15 protein-coding genes are annotated in these 18,938 nt (G+C 45.6%); 2 read left to right on the forward strand and 13 right to left on the reverse strand.

What is annotated here, in order from left to right:
- Positions 1 to 26: 26 nt before the first annotated feature.
- The 11 genes from PN462_RS19420 to PN462_RS19470 all read right to left on the reverse strand — a co-directional run bounded on the left by PN462_RS19420 (position 27) and on the right by PN462_RS19470 (position 15,575).
- A complete protein-coding gene (locus tag PN462_RS19420; protein ID WP_272130487.1) occupies positions 27 to 1,301 on the reverse strand; it encodes a phage tail sheath family protein in 1,275 nt (424 codons plus the stop codon).
- Between the two features lie 163 nt (positions 1,302 to 1,464).
- Positions 1,465 to 1,680 carry a hypothetical protein gene (locus PN462_RS19425; RefSeq protein ID WP_272130488.1) on the reverse strand — a complete coding sequence of 72 codons (216 nt, stop codon included), beginning with the start codon at positions 1,678 to 1,680 and terminating at the stop codon, positions 1,465 to 1,467.
- Positions 1,681 to 1,761: 81 nt separating this feature from the next.
- The gene (locus PN462_RS19430; RefSeq protein ID WP_272130489.1) at positions 1,762 to 2,340 is read right to left on the reverse strand and encodes a DUF4255 domain-containing protein; all 579 of its coding nucleotides are present in this window, start codon (positions 2,338 to 2,340) and stop codon (positions 1,762 to 1,764) included.
- Between the two features lie 4 nt (positions 2,341 to 2,344).
- A complete protein-coding gene (locus PN462_RS19435) occupies positions 2,345 to 2,602 on the reverse strand; it encodes a hypothetical protein (RefSeq protein WP_272130490.1) in 258 nt (85 codons plus the stop codon).
- 65 nt (positions 2,603 to 2,667) lie between these two features.
- Positions 2,668 to 4,413 (reverse strand): hypothetical protein, encoded by a 1,746-nt coding sequence (locus tag PN462_RS19440; RefSeq protein WP_272130491.1) that lies wholly within the window; start codon positions 4,411 to 4,413, stop codon positions 2,668 to 2,670.
- A 913-nt stretch (positions 4,414 to 5,326) separates the two neighbouring features.
- Positions 5,327 to 7,489 (reverse strand): ATP-binding protein, encoded by a 2,163-nt coding sequence (locus PN462_RS19445; protein ID WP_272130492.1) that lies wholly within the window; start codon positions 7,487 to 7,489, stop codon positions 5,327 to 5,329.
- Positions 7,490 to 7,512: 23 nt separating this feature from the next.
- A complete protein-coding gene (locus PN462_RS19450; protein ID WP_272130493.1) occupies positions 7,513 to 7,986 on the reverse strand; it encodes a YbjN domain-containing protein in 474 nt (157 codons plus the stop codon).
- Between the two features lie 114 nt (positions 7,987 to 8,100).
- On the reverse strand, positions 8,101 to 11,688 hold the full coding sequence (locus PN462_RS19455; RefSeq protein ID WP_272130494.1) for an eCIS core domain-containing protein: 3,588 nt from the start codon (positions 11,686 to 11,688) through the stop codon (positions 8,101 to 8,103).
- A 194-nt stretch (positions 11,689 to 11,882) separates the two neighbouring features.
- Complete coding sequence (locus PN462_RS19460) at positions 11,883 to 12,311, reverse strand: hypothetical protein (RefSeq protein WP_272130495.1); 429 nt, start codon at positions 12,309 to 12,311, stop codon at positions 11,883 to 11,885.
- Positions 12,312 to 12,714: 403 nt separating this feature from the next.
- Positions 12,715 to 14,598, reverse strand: coding sequence for a phage tail protein (locus tag PN462_RS19465; RefSeq protein WP_272130496.1), 1,884 nt, complete (start codon positions 14,596 to 14,598; stop codon positions 12,715 to 12,717).
- Positions 14,580 to 15,575, reverse strand: a complete 996-nt coding sequence (locus PN462_RS19470; RefSeq protein ID WP_272130497.1) for a baseplate protein J — start codon at positions 15,573 to 15,575, stop codon at positions 14,580 to 14,582. The genes PN462_RS19465 and PN462_RS19470 overlap by 19 nt, the downstream gene beginning before the upstream one ends.
- 106 nt (positions 15,576 to 15,681) lie before the next feature.
- On the opposite strand from PN462_RS19470, the gene PN462_RS19475 reads away from it, so the two are divergent.
- A complete protein-coding gene (locus tag PN462_RS19475; protein WP_272130498.1) occupies positions 15,682 to 16,254 on the forward strand; it encodes a hypothetical protein in 573 nt (190 codons plus the stop codon).
- Positions 16,255 to 16,333: 79 nt separating this feature from the next.
- Here the strand turns inward: PN462_RS19475 and PN462_RS19480 are convergent, their stop codons facing one another.
- Together PN462_RS19480 and larC are read right to left on the reverse strand one after the other, a co-directional pair.
- Positions 16,334 to 16,792, reverse strand: a complete 459-nt coding sequence (locus PN462_RS19480) for a Spy/CpxP family protein refolding chaperone (RefSeq protein WP_272130499.1) — start codon at positions 16,790 to 16,792, stop codon at positions 16,334 to 16,336.
- A 200-nt stretch (positions 16,793 to 16,992) separates the two neighbouring features.
- The gene (gene larC, locus PN462_RS19485; RefSeq protein WP_272130500.1) at positions 16,993 to 18,174 is read right to left on the reverse strand and encodes a nickel pincer cofactor biosynthesis protein LarC; all 1,182 of its coding nucleotides are present in this window, start codon (positions 18,172 to 18,174) and stop codon (positions 16,993 to 16,995) included.
- 103 nt (positions 18,175 to 18,277) lie between these two features.
- On the opposite strand from larC, the gene PN462_RS19490 reads away from it, so the two are divergent.
- On the forward strand, positions 18,278 to 18,931 hold the full coding sequence (locus PN462_RS19490) for an L-threonylcarbamoyladenylate synthase (RefSeq protein ID WP_272130501.1): 654 nt from the start codon (positions 18,278 to 18,280) through the stop codon (positions 18,929 to 18,931).
- Positions 18,932 to 18,938: the final 7 nt, after the last annotated feature.

The following is an 18,938-nucleotide window of genomic DNA, read 5'->3' on the forward strand; positions in this document are numbered from 1 at the left end:
CGTTGGGGGAGAGAAGGGACACAGGCTTACTGCTGAGTTTCCGTCACGATTTGAGTGAGACGGAAAATGACAAATTCTGCGGGTTCGATGACAGCCACACCGATTTCGGTAACGACTTGCCCTAACTTCCGCACGGCCATGGGGTTGGTTTCGGCATCACATTTCACGAAGAAGGCTTCTTGGGGTGTGGTGCCAAATAACGCCCCTTTACGCCATTCGTTGGTGAGAAAGGCGGAAATATTCCGGCGAATTCGCGCCCATAGTTCGGGGGTGTTAGGTTCAAAGACAACCCATTGAGTTCCTTCATCAATGGATTCCCGCAGGTAGTTAAATTGACGGCGAATATTGATATATTTGAAGTCAGGGTTGTCTTTGCCTGCACCAAGGGTGCGTGCGCCCCAAACCCGAATATTGCCGTTCAGGTTGCGGATACAGTTCACTCCCACTTGGTTGAGGGGTTCTTGCTTAATTTTACTAATGGCTTTTTTTAAGCCCATTGCCCCTAAAATCGGTTCGTTGGCGGGGGCTTTATGTACACCGCGTAGACTATCGACCCGGGCATAAATTCCGGCAATATGACCGCTTGGGGGGACGAATTTTAACCCATTACTAATGGGGTCAAACACTTGAACCCAGGGAAAGTAAAGGGCGGCATAATCGGAGTTACCGGGGAGTTTTTCGTTACCCGGTTCGAGTTCCCTGAGTGTAATGTTTTCTTCGGTGTCTAAGATAGCAAAGCGATCGCTGGTTGAACGACAGTGAATGTCGAGTTGGGCGAGGGTGGATTTTGTGGTGACACCAGGGGCGGCGACAATGGCAATTTCGTCGATGGCTTCAAATGCTTCTAGGGCGAGGTCAATGTCCTGTTCCGCCGCCACCCAGACGACAAAACAGCGTGTGCCGCCGTTACGGAAAAACCCATAAACGGCATGAGCGAGGGTGTTTTGTCCGGGGTGGTTGGAAAATTCGCCAAAGTTTTCTTTAAATTCGCTGAAGTTGGTGCAGAGTTTGACTTCCCCGGCTTTGGCTGAGGTCATGGCAACCACTTCGTTTTCGGCGTTTTTCTGATCCGACATCACCACGCGATACTGGTCATTCCCTGGCTCAAAGTTGCCTTTTTGGGCGAGGGTGGAGGGGGTTGTCGCTTCGGTGGGCTCTGCTGGGGCGGGTGGAGTCGTTTCACCTGCGTTCAGTGAGATAATTCCGATAAAACCTGCCGTGCTAGTACCAACCCCAGCGATGGGTGCTAGTCCAGATGGGACTTCTTCGACGTAAACGCCGGGGGATAGATAAGTAGGCATTCTCCTTGTTCCTTTAATTGAGGATAATTGTTATATTGCAGACCAAGATTCTTGGCGTAGGGGCAATTCAGGAATTTTCCCTACAGTTCGGTTCTGATCATGATTCACCGGATTTCCTATTAGGCCATAGGGAGCGATTCTTCAAGAGGCTTCGCCAACGCAACTAGCCGATCATTTCATGACGGGGTGGGGGCGATCGCGCCCCGCACCAAGATGAAGGCAACCCGAGTAGGCCGGTTATCAGTCGTTCCATGAATAAATCCGGGGCTTGGTCAATTTTCACGGTGACATGGGATAATCCCTGTTTGCTGATAACATCTTGGGTCAAACTAGCTAAGGCAATGGATAGGCAACTTTGGGTTCGTTGGAGTCGGTTCATTTTCAGCTCATCAGATCGAGATTAGGAGAATCGAGATTAGGAGAATCGAGATTAGGAGAATCGAGATTAGGAGAATCGAGATTAGGAGAATCGAGACAATTGCGGGCGATGTTCGAGTACCAGAGGGACTTCTTCTGGGTCTTCGGTTCGAGGAACAGGGATTGTCACCGTACAGTGCAGTGACACTTTGGGAAGCCCTCCTAGTGCTTGCCAGATTTCCCCAGGGTTTTTTATGCCGGGTTGTAAGGAAGTTAATAAAACAGGACAGATGGGGTCTTGGAGACTGCCTTGGAGTAAATCATCCGGTAATACTGGGCGACGCAGCAACAAACGCATAATCCGGCTTAAAATATGATGCTCTTGTTGGGGATCATCACCACTGCTCCAAGCGGTAATTAAATAAGAACAATCGACGCGAGCAGGGGGTTGGGTTTTAATCGCTGTGCCGTTGTCTTGGCGTTGCATCCTCCACTCTCGATTACGCCGTTCTAAGTTTTCACGTACATCATAGAGAAAGAGATTAATCGCAGGTGTTTGTTGGATCGCGTCCTCTACTGGCAGGTCAAAGCTAATGGCGACCTGAGTTTCGCCGGAGTTTTGTAATTCTGGGAGTTCGTGGTGCAAGAAAGCTCTGAGACTGCTGTCGAGATCGTCCAACATGGTTTTATTCCTCCAAGGATGAGGTGAATGGGGGGGGTGAATGATTGAGAGAGAATGGTTCCGGGGGTGGGGGCGGAGAATCTAAATTGTCCCTTTCTTGGGCGATTGCCAATTCTTCTTCTAATACCTGAATCGCTCCCCCAATCCGCAGTAAAGTCTCCCGTAACGTGAGGGTTTGGGCTTCAAGATTCGCCAAAACCTTCTGCCCGGACGCATATTCTTGTTTTAGGGCTTGAAGTCGATGATGTAGTTGCTGTTGCATGGCTGCAAAAAATACGCTTAGTCAGTTGGGAGTGACTCCGGAAGATTACTATTGGCTTTCAGAGGTTAGGGAGAAGTTTTATCGAGTTCAGGAACTTCGAGGTCGTGTGTCCCCATCTCCCGAAAGTGCAGATCACCGTTTTGCTTAGTCATGTCGATGGTGACTTCTAGCAAGGGGACTTGATCGGCTTGAGGACGCGGGATGAGTTCTGCGGGGATGCGGGCTGCGATATAGCGGTTATAGGATTTACTGTTCCAGTGACGGGCAAAGGGGCTATCGTAACTGGCTAAGAAACGTTCAACGGGCTGGCCGTTAACGGTAATGCCGTTGTGCATACACCCGTTCCAATCGTTGTTATGCTCCACCATGTACAGCAGTTTATCTCGCCCCGACCAAACGTAGGGAACCTTTAATTTTAGGGTTGTGTCCCTGGGAATGATGGTGTAAATATCGCCATGCCAGTCATCGGAGTTCCCTTCCTTGGAGTTTCCCCCCTGCCAGTTGGTGGCATCGCCACCGTTCACAGTCCAGTGGTAGCCCAAAGCTGACTGAGTAGCATGGGCCCAGGGATTTTTGCTGAAACCTAAGCCTGTAAACCACAACCCGCCATCGCTTCTACTGCCGAGGTCTTCGACGAGTAAGACTCGACCTGGACGACCTACTGGAATCGGAATCCATTGATGTCGGTTGTGGTAACTATCGGCCAGAGAACCATCTGGGCAATAACAGTTGGCATTGCGACGACCGCCTGTCCAATAGCCTAAAATTTCTTTGTCCCCATCGAGGAATTCTGCCCGGAAGCTATACCACTTATCGGCGGCGGAAATTCTCACCCAAAGGGTATCGTAACCTTCGGGAACTGTAACGGCAGCTCCTCTATCGGCGACTTCTTGCGACCCAAAACAAATGGCACGGCGACCGCACCACAGGGAGTTTTTGGTACTGTGGCTGGTGTCGTCGTAGTTTTCAACTTGATTGTATTTTTCGATAACCCCGGCCTCTTTGGCCTCAAAAATATCTTGGTAAACTAAGGGGTCGTTGGGGTACATCCGATGTCGCATCGGATTGGAGAGGGCAAGGGTGTAGGCGGATTGGTTGGCGTTTAATCCTTCGGTAATGCGACGCTCAATATGTTCTTTGACGGCTTTTTCTGAGGGGACAATATCCGTTAGGTCTGCTTCGAGGTCGATCGCTTGAGAGATGGCATTCAAGCTAGAGTCATTGATTTGCAGGACACCGAAAAGGGTTAAATTGCCCTGAATGGTTAGAGATTGGCCGTTGCTGTTGAGGGCGATCGCCTCTCCGTTACTACTAGGTAAGCGCACTCCGGAGTATTGTCGCACGCTGTTGTCGATCTGCACTTGGCCATCTTCAAGTGTGACTTTGGCTAGGATGATTGTTTTTTCATCGCGGGTTTCGATGGCTTCTAGGGTTAGTAATGGGTTTTCTTCAAAGCGGGTAAAGCTGTCGGGAATTTCGGGTTGCTGAAGGATTTTCGCTTCTTGGTGATAACGCAAACATAACCAACCTAAAGCGTTGATTTTGCGACTCACTGCTTGTCCGAGAATGATCAGATTTCCTTCTCCATCAATGGCGGTTCCCGATTTAATAATGACTTCGGGTTGACCTGCGATCGCTTCAACTTCTAAGCCTTCTACAATTCCCGATAGATGCAGACGACTGTTGACGTAACGTTGGCGATCGCTGAGATACCGATGAGCTAGTTCAAAATCTTCATCCAGTAAATATTGTCCTGGAAAGTAATTAGGGCGTTGTCGGGTAAAGTTTACCCAATCCGGTTGAGAAATCATGCAACTTAGTAAACGACAGGGCAGCTTCTTGACTCTCCCCTGAATTCAATTCGGGGAATTCTCAAGTAGTTCACAATCGGACTCTTGAAGGCATAGCCAAACTACCTCTACACAATCCACTGAGGTTGATTCCCATGAGGTTGATTCCCATGAGGTTGATTCCCATGAGGTTGATTCCCATGAGGTTGATTCCCATGAGGTTGATTCCCAGTTTTGTGCTTACTTTTTTTAGAATGTTTGTGCTTTCTTGAGCACCCGCCTTAATTAAAAAGCCTTAATTAAAAAGCCTTAATTAAAAAGCTTTTTAACTAAAAGTCGCACTTCGGGTAACTCGTAAAAATTTATGATCCCAATTCTATATAATCCGTCTAAGTATGTCAACAGAAAAATAATTTAAATTTTAAAATCATCTCTTTGGTGAGAGTAAAATCGCAGCCCAATCCTCTAACCCAGTCAGAACAATCTATCTATTGCGTGTTCACGAGATCTCCCGTTAGATAATCTCTTGCCGGATAAAAACTCAAACAATCCCACCATTCTCTGAAACCCTTTCCCCATAAGGATTCTATTTTTTCTTTCACCAAAGTCACCAAAGAGAGATAAATTATTATTTAATTTTCATAAATATTAGTAACACTTAGTAATATTTCTTTACTTTCTTTCTGCCCTTGGAGAGGCTTCGCCAACGGAGTGTTAGTTTTAAGGGATTGGTGACAGGTTAAGGAAATTGGAATTTTGTCAAGCTCCAAATACGGACTGGTAAAACTTGGGTTTTGTCAGACGCAATTCCCCATGAAATTAGAAGCCCTAACTATAACACTTGCGGTTAGTTAGGGTAGTTCACGCTAACTTTTAAGCTAACGGAGTCAAGGCTGATAGCTGAATGCTTACGTTGAGTGCTTATGCTAAATGCTCACTCAGCAAGTGCTATGTAGTCATGTTCTACCTGTTTGGTAGAGATTTTACCCATTTTTTGTTGTTCGCGGCGTACTGCTTGCATGATATGTACTCTTTGGACGAAACTCCCCTCAGATGCGGCCAAAAAAGCAGACATCAAAGCAATATTCCGAATGTTTGCACCAGTTAGCTCAAAATTATCAGCTAAAAATTGAAAGTTTAAATCAGAATGTTTAGGAGTATTTTCAGGAAATGATTTTTGCCAAATTTGATAACGTTGTTTATCATCGGGTAATTGAAATTCAATAATGAATTGAAGACGACGCATAAAGGCTTCGTCCATATTTCCCCGTAAGTTGGTCGTCAGGATGGCTAATCCTTCGTATTCTTCAATTTTTTGTAAAACGTAGCTAACTTCTAAGTTCGCATAGCGATCGCGAGCATCTTTGACCTTACTACGTTTACCAAATAAAGCATCAGCTTCATCAAATAATAAAATAGCGTTAGCATTGGTAGCGGCTATAAAAATTTGGCTGAGATTTTTTTCAGTTTCGCCAATATACTTACTGACCATTTGGGATAAATCAATTTTGTAGAGGTCGAGTTTGAGTTCTTGCGCGATAATTTCTGCCGCCATAGTTTTCCCAGTTCCCGATGGCCCAGAAAACATCACATTGAGACCTCGACCTAGAGATTTTTTAACCTTAAATCCCCAAGTTTCCCAAACCAAATGATGATATTTTACGCGATCGCACATCTCACGCAGTTGTGTTTTTTGATAGGGGGGTAAAACAATATCATCCCAGACGTATTGAGGCTGAATGTGTTGAGATAAACCTTGTAGTTCACGACTAGAAACGCTCCGGGCTGCACGAAATAAAGATTCAGTCGGCAAATGTTGGGTATCAGATAAAGTGGTATCTTGAGAATTTTGCCATCGTTTTTGAGTGGCTGCGGTGCGGACTGCGGTGGCAATTTGATTTGAGGTGAGTCGAAAGCGATCGCTCAAACTTTCTAGCTCGGCATCATTAATTTTAATATTTATTTTTTGTAGATGATGTTGCCAATAACAATTACGTTGCTCAAAACTCGGAATAGGAAAATCCCAGTTTAGTTGATTATGACCATGAATATCTGTGTTTGGATATGGCTCTATTTCAGCTAGGATGATTAGGGAAGAATAAGTCTTCAATGCGCTCAATAAAGTAGGATATAAAGCTGTGGTTTCTGGAGTTTGTAAAATCTCTAGATGATCGATATACAGTAATGATCCTTGGAACTGAGCTTCTCGCAGCAACAGTTTGATTATTTCTCGGAATTCCGTTAGTTTTAGAGTTTCAAGTTGGGCTAGGTTGGCTGTCAGTAAAGGAATATTAAGAGCTTGAGCGATCGCGTTAGCGGTTTCTTCTTTTCGACCTCGATCGACTCCCTGAAAAAATAAAGTGAATGGCTCTTTATTTTGCCAAATTTCTTTAATAAAATGGAGGTTTTCCAGTAAAAATGAAGAATCTAGAATGGAGCGATCGCGCTGAGGTAAATTTAGCTGACAAAAAGAGTTTAATCTCTCATCTAAACCCGATTCTCCGAGCAGTAAACGCACCACGGCTGCATCGAGTTTAATAATATGAGCTAATAGGGGTGGTTCTACTTGATTTGGGTCAGGAATAAGATGTAATAAGCCGTTCTGAATGAGGGATGCTTGGGGGGTTAAATAGGCCCGTCGCTTTAGTTTTTCCACGGCTGAATCACATAATAAATTTAGGCTCAAATCGACAGTTGGTCGTTTCCCTCGAAGATCATCTTGTAGATAAGCATAAATCCGTTCGTAGCGGCGATCGAGTTCTGGTGCTAGAGCGATCGCAATAATCCCTAAATCAAAGTTGTCTAGTTGAAAAGTCTGCTGAAGCCAAGATAAAGATGAATGATTGAGACAGGAAGGGAGAGGAGACTGGATGTTCTGGGATTTGTCCTGAACAAACATCGGTTGAGCGAAATTTTGGCTCATTAACCCTGTTACCTCTTGGGGATCAATTTGGATACCGCGATCACTAAAATTAGACTGTTCTGAGTTAGTTTCAAAAATAGATTCTGCTATCTCAGTTGCGATTTCTAAACGTTGATCGAGCCATTGCAATAAGTTAATTAACTGTTCCCAATCCCCTTGTTGATGATCATACATAGGATTTGTCCTGTCTATTGTAGCTATTCTGATTCAGTCTTAGCATCGCTTTGGGGTGATTCAATGAGCGCGATCGCGTCTTGGGGGGTTGTGTCGGTAAACATAACTTGTAAAATACCAGGTAGATAGCGATCGAAGCTGACTACATTAAGAGATAAACATTCTTCAATCATCGGTGCTGGATCGATTTCACCCGCAAATTGAACACTGGTTTTAAAGCGAATTTCTCCATCTTCTAAATCTAGTTCAAAATTGCCAAACTTCAAGCCAAAGTTGGCGCGAGTTAGAAATTCTTGAAGATTACTCAGTTTAGGTTCAGGTGCTTTATTAGGGCAAATTGAGTAGACCATGAGTTGCTGATACTCATCAATACATTTCACTAGGGTACTCCAAGTTGCTGCTTGTCCATTGACATGAATGCGGAGAATGTTGTTGCCAATATCATAAAACTGTAATCCTTGTTGATTAAGAATCGATTGTAAAGATTGTGAAAGCATATCAAATTCTTTTTTTCTTAACTTAATAATTTAAAAAGCATACAGTGATAAGTCTTGAGAGAAAGTGTACAACTTAGAAAGATTGGGATCATTTTCAACTATTCCTATGATTGATTAGCTGGATTGGTCTAATATCTCTTTTTCAATATTTTCGACTTGCTCATTCAAATTGTCCTCTAGTTTTACTGTTTCTCGTTCAAACTTACCTTCAATGGCGTTGAGAGAGATTTTACTGTAATTCATTCTCGAAATCTTTTCAACACCTCTACCCAATTCAAGCTGTTTAAGATCTTCAATGGCTAAGTTTACATCTTCAATAACCCTCGTAGCATCATTTTTAGTCGCGATCGCACTATCAAGACAGTCTTGATGAAGTTGATATTTATTTGTATATTTCTCTTGTAGTTCTGCAAGTTCATTCATCCGTTGGACAAAGCTCTCCGCATTCTTAATCCCGATCTCTGTCAGTTTCGTGAGAGTTTTGTCCTTGACGTATTCCTTGATTTGATTTTTGAAGCTCGATGCTTTTGTTTTTAACCCTGATACCTCAAGTTTTGCGACTGAAAGTGTTTCAATAGTTCCAGAAAAATTCTGTTTTGACCTTTGCTTCAGATCATAAGATTTCTCCTTGAGTTCGTCTTTTTTATGATGGATTGTATCTTTGAGTTCATCTTGTTTGGATTTTAGATCATTACTTAATTTAGTTTTCTTTTGTTGATAGGTTTGTTTAAGATCGTCATACTTTTGTTGATATTTATCAGGGATATGGCTTTTTAAAAAATAATATTTTTCTGCAACTTTATCCCTGAGTTTTTTGTATTTTTTGGTAATAGAGTTTGCGATGCCTTTGACTTTTTTGAGAGCAGAGCGTTTTTTTTCTGCTTGCTCTTGACGATCAATGTCTTTTTCTTCCTCAGCTTGCTGTTGTTCTAAACTAGCAATTTCTGATTGCTGCTGTTGTTCTAATTGGAGTTTCTCTTCTTCCTGTTCGTTATTAATATTCTCATCTATTTGGGCTATTTTTGTATCGTTAATCTCTAATTCACTTGCCAGTTTTGCGAGTTCTTTATAGCGGGATAATTTGACATCAAGCAACTCTAACTTTTTAGCATAACGGTTACTCTTATCTTGTTCCCGATCAATAACATTCTTGGTTTGTTCTAAAACTCTGATATAACTTGCTCTGACCTCAGTAATGATTCGCTTTCTTTCTTTCCCACTCCCAGGAATATTTTTAGTTGCATCTTGCAAGAGTTTTTCTGCCGTACTGGTGTCAACAACATCATAAGAGCGTTCTAGCTTGATTGATTCTTTGTCTAATTTACCTGCGAGTATCCCCTCAAATTCAGGTTTGCCAATTTGGAAGCTTCCATTATTATCAAATTCAAGTTTCCCTTTCATCGAACCTCCACCCAGACTCAATTCTCCGCGAATTCGATACAGATTTTTCTCAAAAAAGTATAAAGCTGTTGCTTGCAATCCTGCGGAAATGGCGACTTTAAAATCAGCTTTGGCGTAGTATTCAGATAGTAATTGGCTAATATCAATCTTTTGGGTGTCGCTATTGTAGCCGAGCTTACCGTTAATTTTAAGTCCACCTGTTGCGATCGCGGTACATTTTCCTTTTAAAAAGGCATCAACGGCAGCAATATAACTGCTTCCCAAACCAGCATATCCCTTCAAAGTAGAGAAAAGAGAGCCTTTGATTTCAGGATTGACTGCAACCGTTAAATCTTCTTCGGCAACTCCCTTCTTCACACTTCCCGTCAAACTAGCTCCAATACTTCCTCCAACTTTTAGGGATATCCCCGTTTCTACTGCACCTGGTACAACGGGATAACTAAAGTTCACTTGAGGCCAAACCATTAAATCGCCTGAAAATTGAACATTACCGCTTGCGGTGAGTTCTAAGCTATTAATCTTGAGTTTTTTGGCACTGGTGGCGTTTTTCGGGTTTAGTGCGATCGCACCCTTTCCTGTACCTTTAAAATATTGCCCTAATTTTAGTTCAACACTACCACTCGCCACAGAACTATAATCACTTTGGCGACCATTAATGACTAACTTAGGTTTTCGCACCGTGAAAAAATCACCAATCGAAGTATCATCAACTGTGACAGTTACTCTATCCCAGTCCACTCCATTTGGGTCGATTTTAGCCTTGTTCACAGTAGCTTTTGTATTCTTCAGTTCTGGAATGGTTAGAGTTGTCTTTTGAATGTTTAATTGGCTCTTCTTACGGTCATACTCGATGTTGTTAGCATCCAGCTTGAAAATCTCAGCAATATTAGCCGTGAGGTTAATATTTTTAGTATCGTAATCCCACTGGTTATTACCGTTGTGGAGAATCTTGAATTGACCCTCGGCTTGGACATCAGCAACATTTTTATCGCCAATATTGAGACCGAGTTTCCCGTTGAGTTCGGCTTTGTAGTTTTTGGATTTACCGCCCAGATTAGCTTTAAAGTTTTGCAGATTAATTACCTCACCCACCCCGATTTCTTTGAGGTTAAGAGCAGCACTATCCCAGTCCACTCCGCTTTGGTCGATTCTGACTTTTTTGGCGGTGGCTTGGGTTTTGCCGAAGTCAGGGATTTTTAGGGTGGTGGTGGCTACGGTGAGGGCTAGGTTTTGACGATCGCACTTAATATCTTTGGCATCCAACGTTAAGATATCGGCAATGGTGGCTTTGAGTTGAATATTCTGGGTGTTGTAATCCCAGTTTTGGCTTTGACAATCATAGCTAATTTTGAGTTTCCCTTTGGGTTCAACTCCCGTAATTTCTGAACCCAGCTTTAACTCTAACCCCCCGTGAATTTCCAGAATATTGTGGTTTGTACCCTTTAATCCCAGGCTTTTTACCGTGACAGTTACCCCTGGGAACAATTCAAAATGATTCGGTGGAGAGTCTAGCCAATCGGCGGAGAAAGATTTAATTTCTTGGGCTACTTCGTTGACTAATGCAGTGGTTTCGGAACTCTGAGTTGGCGTTTGGCTTGGAACTGTCGCATCTTTGCGTTGGATTGTGGACTTGAGGGGATTTTGCTGCCAAATATGGGTTAACTCATGGGCTAGGAGGGTTTGGCCATTGCGACTGCGGGGTTGATATGCACCCTGCTTAAAAAAGATATCTTTTCCAGTGGTAAAAGCAACCGAGTTAATCGAGCGATTGAGTTGATCCGCCTTGCCGTCGGTATGAATGCGGACAGGACTAAAGTCCGTTCCAAAGGCTTGTTCGAGGGGTTCGCGGACTTCTTTGGAGATGGGGTCTCCACGACCTCGCTCTTGTTGGATGGCAGCTTCGAGGGGGGGCGCGATCGCCTCTTTTGAGGTTGCGGGGGATGCGGCCCACTTCGGCATGACGGCGGGTTGGCTGTTGTGCTGATTGGGGGCGTTAAGGTGCTGTACGACTCTAGCGGCGGTGCGATCGGCTTCTCGTTCTTGGCGATCGCCGGGTTGAGTGAGTTTGAGCTTGGGGTGTACCTGAAGTTCCTGAGATAAGCCCTTAAAGGAAGGTCGGTTCGCTGCTGTCGGGGCTGATCTTTCCTGTTGTCTAGCTTGCAACCAGTGTCCCAAGGCTTTATTCCCTAACGAGAGTTCTGGTGATTCCGTAGGGGCCGTGGTCGATTTTCTAGCTACTGTAGAAGACGGATTCTCGGTTGCTTTAGTTTTTTGCTTTTGGTGTTGCCGCAAGTCGCCCATGATTTTATTGGTTATTGGTTATTGGTTAAACTCCCGACTGATTACTGTTTACTGATTACTCTCCAGAAACTAAAAATCGTTGAAAGTTGGCTGAAAGCCTTGCTGTGATTAGTTTTTGACCTTCTTCTTAGGCTAATTTCCTCCTTATTCCAACATCTGCCATCTACCATCTACCCTCTGCCTTCGGATACTGATTACTGCCCCTTGACTCGGACATTCGTAGTCATAAATGTTCCTGTCCCCGAATATTGGGGAGTCGCATCGGGGACCGGACCGCCAGGGGTGGGTTGTTGGGCGGGAACCATAACCTGAAACCTGGCATTAAACGTACTCCCTTTGAGTAAAACTGGTTTATTATTCGATTTCGTCCGTTTTGCCTTTTGATCCGCTCCCAAGGAGGAAATACTCAGCATACCGACCCCAGGAATGTTAAAAACGGGAGTCATGTAGGGACACCCCGGCACCATGACCGTTTTCTCATCCCCATCTACACAAATCAGTTTTTTGTTAATCATTCCCTTGCCCGTCCCAACTAGATTGCCTGGTATCACCGTGACTACTGCTAGCCCAAAGGCAGGATTAAACATCGCTAAATCTCCCGTTGTTAAGATAAAGTCTGCCATAAAATCTCCTCGGTTTGCAGCCTAAATTCACTTTTTTTGAGGGAAAATCTCTCGCGTATTGCTCTAAAAAACCTTACCAAAAATCTTGGGTCTAAAGCCTCGCCCTGACTTCGACAAGTTCAGTCACCTTCTAGGGCGACTTTCACCAATTGAATTCACGCTCTAAGAATTTATGCTATAGTGTTTTGAGTTGTTGGCCAGTCGAGCCATGTTTGAGTTGAACAGTACCCAAGGGCATTGGGAAACTGCCTCGTGCATGGGAAACGACTGGGGAGACTTCCACCTCTGTTGATTCAGGGAAACTTGAATCAGTAACTTGAATCAGTAAGTGGTGTCGCTGAACCAGTAATTTCGGAATCTGTGAAGACCGAAGAATCACCGTCCTTCTAGGACGGTGAGTATGTCAATCAATCCAGGCTTCTTCTGTGGGGGTCATGGCCTCTAACATGGCCGGGGTTAAGCGACCAATTACCGTATTGCCCGTGATGTTGCCGTTGGCTTGGGTTTGGCAAATTTCGAGGGCATGACTACGGGCATCTAGGTGAAAATCCTCGGCTAAAATTTCGAGAGAAATCGGTTTTTGATTGAGCTTAAAGTTGAGTTTAATGGTAACTTTACCCATTACGGCGCGATCGCTAATATTTTTTAACACTACAAAAAACCCGCGAGGGTTGGCTAAAAAGCGTTGATAGGCCAAAGAATGAGTCGCCCGAAGGCCCCAAGGCAAAAATTCTAATTCTGGGGTAAAAGGTCGAAAAGATGAGGTCTGAGACTGCATTCGCACCACTAACAAATGATTAATCTGGCCTCGCTCAACCGGATCGCTGACTTGGGGTTCAACGTTTACTTCAATTTCCATGGTTCTTGGGTCGGGAGGGCCAAACAACCGGAAGCGATACAGCCTTTCGAGCCATTGGGAATTGGAAGACGGAGGGGAGACCCGCTCCTCGACCCTAGGTAAGTAGGTGTTGCCGATTTTGTATTCGACTTTAGGGGTGTAAATTTGCAAGGGTTGCGCTTGGGAATTGCGGGGTAAGCGGAGGGTATTGTCAAGGCTTGACCCCAAGCGGGTGTTACCAGGCATTTGCTCCCACAGTAAGCGGGGGAGATAGACGCGCAAACGGGCATCATGGACGAGGCGCATGGTTTGGCCTTTTTCGGAGCCGAGGCGGGTATTGCCGTCACTGGGCTGAATTTGAGCCTTATAAATCGTCAGGGGTGGCTCAGATTGCACTCGTAGGGTGTCCTGGACTGAAGCCCCTAAACGGGTATTACCAGGCATTTGTTCGAGTTGATTGAGGGGTTTGTAAATGCGGAGGTTGGGTTTTAGATCAAAGGAGGATTCAACAATGGAGTGAGAGAAGTGTTGTTGATTGAGGTTAAAGTGCAGCTTGACGGTAAGCATACCCGTTACGGTGCGATCGCCCAAATTGGCTAGTGCCATAAAAAACCCGTCGGGATTGCCCATCAGTTGGTCATAAAACACCGTCTGTCGAACCACTGGCCCCATCTGGCTGCCGTTGGGTTCGAGGGGTTGGGTTTTACCTTGAATGCGGATTAAAATTTGCTCGGCCTGTTGCGGTTCAAAGTCTTCTGAGAGGGTAACGGTGGCTTCGATTTGTACAGCTTGTTGTGGTGGTTGGTCAAACAAGGTAAAGGGATAACAACATCCCCACCCTTGGGTCAGGTGCATGGTGAGGCTTAAAATCCGCAGGGCATAAAAGGTATGGGCAGGTTTTTCTTGGTTAATAATGCCTTGGGCGGCTCGGCATTCGCGCCAATAGCGATCGGGCTGTAAGACTTGATTACTGGGCAGGACAAGCTGCACCTGAAAATAATGGGGACGGTCATCAAACTCAAAAATAGCTATTTTGCGATCGGGATAACTCAAACCGGAATGCTCTAGATAAATGGAGAGCATTTTTTTCAGGCCCCGCAATGTCCCCCGAATGCGGTACAGGGGGACGATTTGGCTGATAAACTGCCGTTTTACTGCCTCGTCCCAGTCTTCTCCCAAGCTGAGGGCCACCCAACCCGCCAGCCAAGGCAAAAATTCTGCGGGGGTTTGCTGGGGGTCGAGGTAGGTGTGAATTTGGGAGATAATCGTTTCTAATCCGTATTCTGAGCCGGACTCGTTACTGATAATTTGGGGGTGAAAGGGGGGTTCTTGGTCGGGAAGGCCACTCAGTACCCGTTCAAAGGCTAAGAGAAATTGCCCCAAAACGGGATCGGTTTGGAGGTAAGCGGGGAGGTAGTCGAGATAACTGCTTAGGGGTTGGTTTGCCATTGGTCTCCGAAGCGTTGCAGGGTTGATAGGGAAGCAATCTGGATGTTGACGAGTTCGTGGTCTTGAATCGCTACACCGATGAGTTGATTTTGGGCGTTAAAGTGTTGACGAGATGGGTCAAAGCCACTGAGTTGTAGGTCTTCGACGTGATCGACTCCGGGGAGGTCGTCGAGGAGTTGGTACAGTTCGGACAGGTAGATATCTGCCCCAAAGGGATAGCCCTGGCCTTGCCAAAATTCTTGGGAATTGAGAGGGGCAAAGAAGGCTGTAATTTGTCGTTCGGCTTGGGCTTGGACTGCTGGGGGGTTGGCACTGTCTTGGAGGTAAAGTACCGCCGAGAGGGTGACATCGACAAACTCAGGTTCGATGACATGAAGGCGGGTGGTAATTAAGCGACGTTGGTCGAGGAAACGTTTGAGGTCGTGGTGCAAACGCTGTTTCTCTGAGGCATCGCTTTGGGGATAGCGAGGCAGAATGACTAAGCTAAGATGGGCTTCGACGGGTTGGTGAATATCGGCATTTTCTAGGTCTCGTTTGGGTAAACAGTTGACCCGCGCGATCGCGCCGGCCTCGCCAAATTCCCGTTGAGCATAGCGAGTTTGCCCCCAATCGGTGAGGATCAATTGAGCAAAATCTGGGTTAGTGACGGCACGGTAGGGCCGCCGCAATTCCGCTAGGGTTTTTTGAATTTCTCTTTGGACGAGGGCGGCCTGGGCAGCAGTTGGTATATCGGTCGGCCATACCCAAGGTTGACCTTTGAGTAAGCTCAAAAATTGGGCTTGGTTGAGTTCGGGGATTTGATTGACGCGATATAGCACCATTTCTGTGAGCCAGGCCAGCAGTTCGATGAGGATGATTCCTGTATCTGACGGGTTGTGGTCTGTCCATTCTGGGGCTTCAATGGGGATTTGCGCGATCGCATCCTCGACTAAATCGGCATAAGTGCGATCGTCTAAGTTGGGGAGAGGAATAGGCATCAATAATCAATCATTGACAATCTACAATCAACTATAAACCAATCACCGTTGACCAACACACTGATTACTGATTACTGGTAATAGTTACTGATTACTGATTACTGTTATGAAGCTCAATCTTTTACTATCTCTCTTATTCCCCATCACTAGCGTATTAATTCCTCTCGCTGTCCAAGCACAAGATAATCCCGCTTTAGAAGTCGAGAGTTTTGATGAGTTCCTGTTTCCTGATCTCGATGATACGGAAATGAACTTAGATACCCCCTCGTTAAACCAACCCCAGTTTAATCCGCAGTTTAACCCCACATCGGGAGAGATTACACCAATCGCAACTTTTAATACAGACTGTCAGCGAGTGGATATTTTTCGACGGGATTACCAGTCTGAATCATTATCGGAGTTTCAGGTTGGGAGAGGGCGCGATCGCCTGTTTATGAGTCTCGTTCCCCTCTCTCAGCAGGAAGGATGTGTGGGGATCACAGGAGTGCATCCCGTCAGCACCGCCAACGGGTTAAATGGGAAGGACTATTCCTTTGTCACCCAAGGGGTTTTAATTCGGGCCTATATCCCCGAAAACTCCACTTGCTCGCTGTTAGAGTTCCGTAGTGGCTTTTTGGCTGATGGGGTAATTCAAGAATATGAACAGGGAAACTGTCTGCGAGAGGACCGAAGCGAGTGAGCCAAAGAATAGAAAAAAGGGAGGATGTCAAGGACAACTCCCTTTTGGTGGGTGCAGTGTTGAAAGACCAGCGTTTGATTTAGTTAAAATTACGAGGCCCTTGTCCACGGCCCGGACCCCGGCCTGGGCCGCGACGAGACTGCATCAGTTCGCGCATTTGCTCTTGTTGTTCTTCGGTGAGGACTTCCCGCATCTGATCACGGGATGCACGCATAATAGAGCGCACTTGATCCCGTTGATCTGGGCTTAAATCGAGCGATCGCATAGCTTGACGACCCCCTGGGCCCTCTTCAAACGCAGTCCGCAGGGTGTCTTGTTGTTCTTCAGTGAGGAGACTTTCTAATTGCGATCGGGTGCTTTCTCGAATTGCGGTCATTTCGTCTTGTTGCTCCTGCGTTAAGTCCAACTCAGTAATAAGTTCTTGTCGTTTATTTTCCCATTGGGGATTATTATTGAGTTGAGCATTGGCAGAAATGGCCGTAGCGGTGAGCGTAAGCGCAACAGCACCAGCGAGAACAGGTAATACTCTAAGTTTCATGGTCAGAACTCCGTAAACTGTGTTCGTTTGTTATCTCAATCATAGGCAGAGTCTCAAGGAGATGACGTGAGGCGCAAGTCCCATTTAACCTAGGACTATAGTCCCATTCGCTCACCCCATCTAAATCGAAGATTTTAGATGGGGACTGCGCGAAACGATTTTGTTACAATACTGAACACACCTACAAACGTTGCTTGCGCTCAAATACTCCCTGCGGCCTCAAGAGCCAATTGATGAATCATTTGCCACGGTTGACCGGATTCCTGTGCCAATTTAGCGCAATCCTCGTATTCAGGATGTACATTCATAATATTATCCCCCTGACGGGCAATTTTCACCCGCACCTGTCCGTAAGGAGTCATCACCGTATGCAGTTCTCGGTGTAACAAGTGACGGGGTTGGGTGCGAAAGCGAATACCGAGAGTCGTGGTTTCTCGAAATAACAGACTCTCACAAGTCGAGGCCAACTCCGGAAAACAGATAACCGTTAATAACAACCCTGTGCGGGATTTTTTCATGGTCACAGGTTGGGTAAAAACGTCCAATGCTCCCGCTTCTAACAACTGCTCGCAAGTATAAGCGATCCCTTGGGGACTCATATCATCAATTTGCGTTTCCAAGACAGTGATCATCTCCGTTTGCCGAGAAGATACCGTCGTTTCCCCTACCCATAACCGTAACGCATTGGGAAGGGATAACTCTTTTGTCCCTGCCCCTAACCCAATTTTCTGCACCTGTAAATCGGGCATGGGACCAAACTGTTTAACAAGCGTCGTCGTAATGGCGGCCCCAGTAGGAGTGACCAGTTCTTTCTCAATGCCATTACTATAGACAGGCACTTGTCGCTGTTCCCATAACTTTAACACGGCGGGAACAGGCACAGATAAAACCCCGTGGGCGGATTTTACAGTCCCCCCTCCCTTGGGTAATGCCGAACAATAGAGTTCGTCTATTTCTAACCAGTCTAGTCCCAAACAAGTCCCCACAATATCCACAATGGCATCAATCGCCCCCACTTCATGAAAATGGACAGTTTCCGGAGACAGTCCGTGAACCGCACTCTCGGCAATGGCTAACCTTTCAAAAATCTGTAAACTCCAAGTGGTGACTCTGGGGGGGAGTTGAGCATTTTTGATAATGTTTTGAATATCCGGGAGATGACGATGGGTATGGGACGCTTCTGCTAAGTGGACATGAACTTTGGTGGCTAACTGTCCTCCCCGTTTGACTGGTTCGGCCTCTAAGGTATATTCGTGAGCGAGTCCCAAGGGGTCAAGGTGTTGACGGAGATAGTCGAGGGGGACCCCCACATCAACCAATGCTCCCAAACACATATCTCCTGCAATCCCTGTGGGACAATCAAGATAAACTATTTTCGTCATGCTGGATTATTCTGTGAACGACTAATCGAGATTGTGGCAAATCAGCATCAAGCATAGACAATTATTGTGTCATCTCTGTGAGAACTCCATTGAAAATTTGATTATGGCAACACTCTATGAAATTCATTGGGAAACCCCCCAAGCTGACCGAATACAAGAAATAGTCACAAGATTACGGGATGGTGCAGTGATGCTCTATCCTACGGATACTGTATATGCGATCGGGTGTGACCTCAACTCCCAAGCAGCAGTGAAACGAGTTCGACAACTCAAACAGATGTCTAATGATAAACCTTTAACGTTTTTATGTTCTTCTCTGTCTCATATTTCTCATTATGCGATGGTGACTGATCTGGCCTATCGCACGATGAAACGCTTGATTCCGGGGCCTTATACTTTTTTGCTTCCGGCCACGAAGTTAGTCCCCCGTGTGGTGATGAACCCGAAACGGAAAACGACGGGGATACGAGTCCCAGATCATGCCATTTGTCAGGCGATTTTGGCGATGGTGGATCATCCCATTATTTCAACGTCTGCGATGTTACCGGATACGTTGGGGGATTTTCCTTCGATGGAGATGGAACGGTTTCGCTTGTTTGATGCGTTGGATTCGTTTGTGGATGTGATTATTGATGGGGGTGAGGAATGTGGGGTGGAGGTGTCCACGATCCTTGATTTTACGACTAATAAGCCTTCGGTGGTACGTCGGGGTTTGGGTTGGGATGCTTTGCAGGAGTGGTTAGTGGTGGAGGAATAGGAGGTCG

The sequence above is a fragment of the Spirulina sp. CS-785/01 genome (assembly GCF_028330525.1).
Classification (GTDB): Bacteria; Cyanobacteriota; Cyanobacteriia; order Cyanobacteriales; family Spirulinaceae; genus JAQMSD01.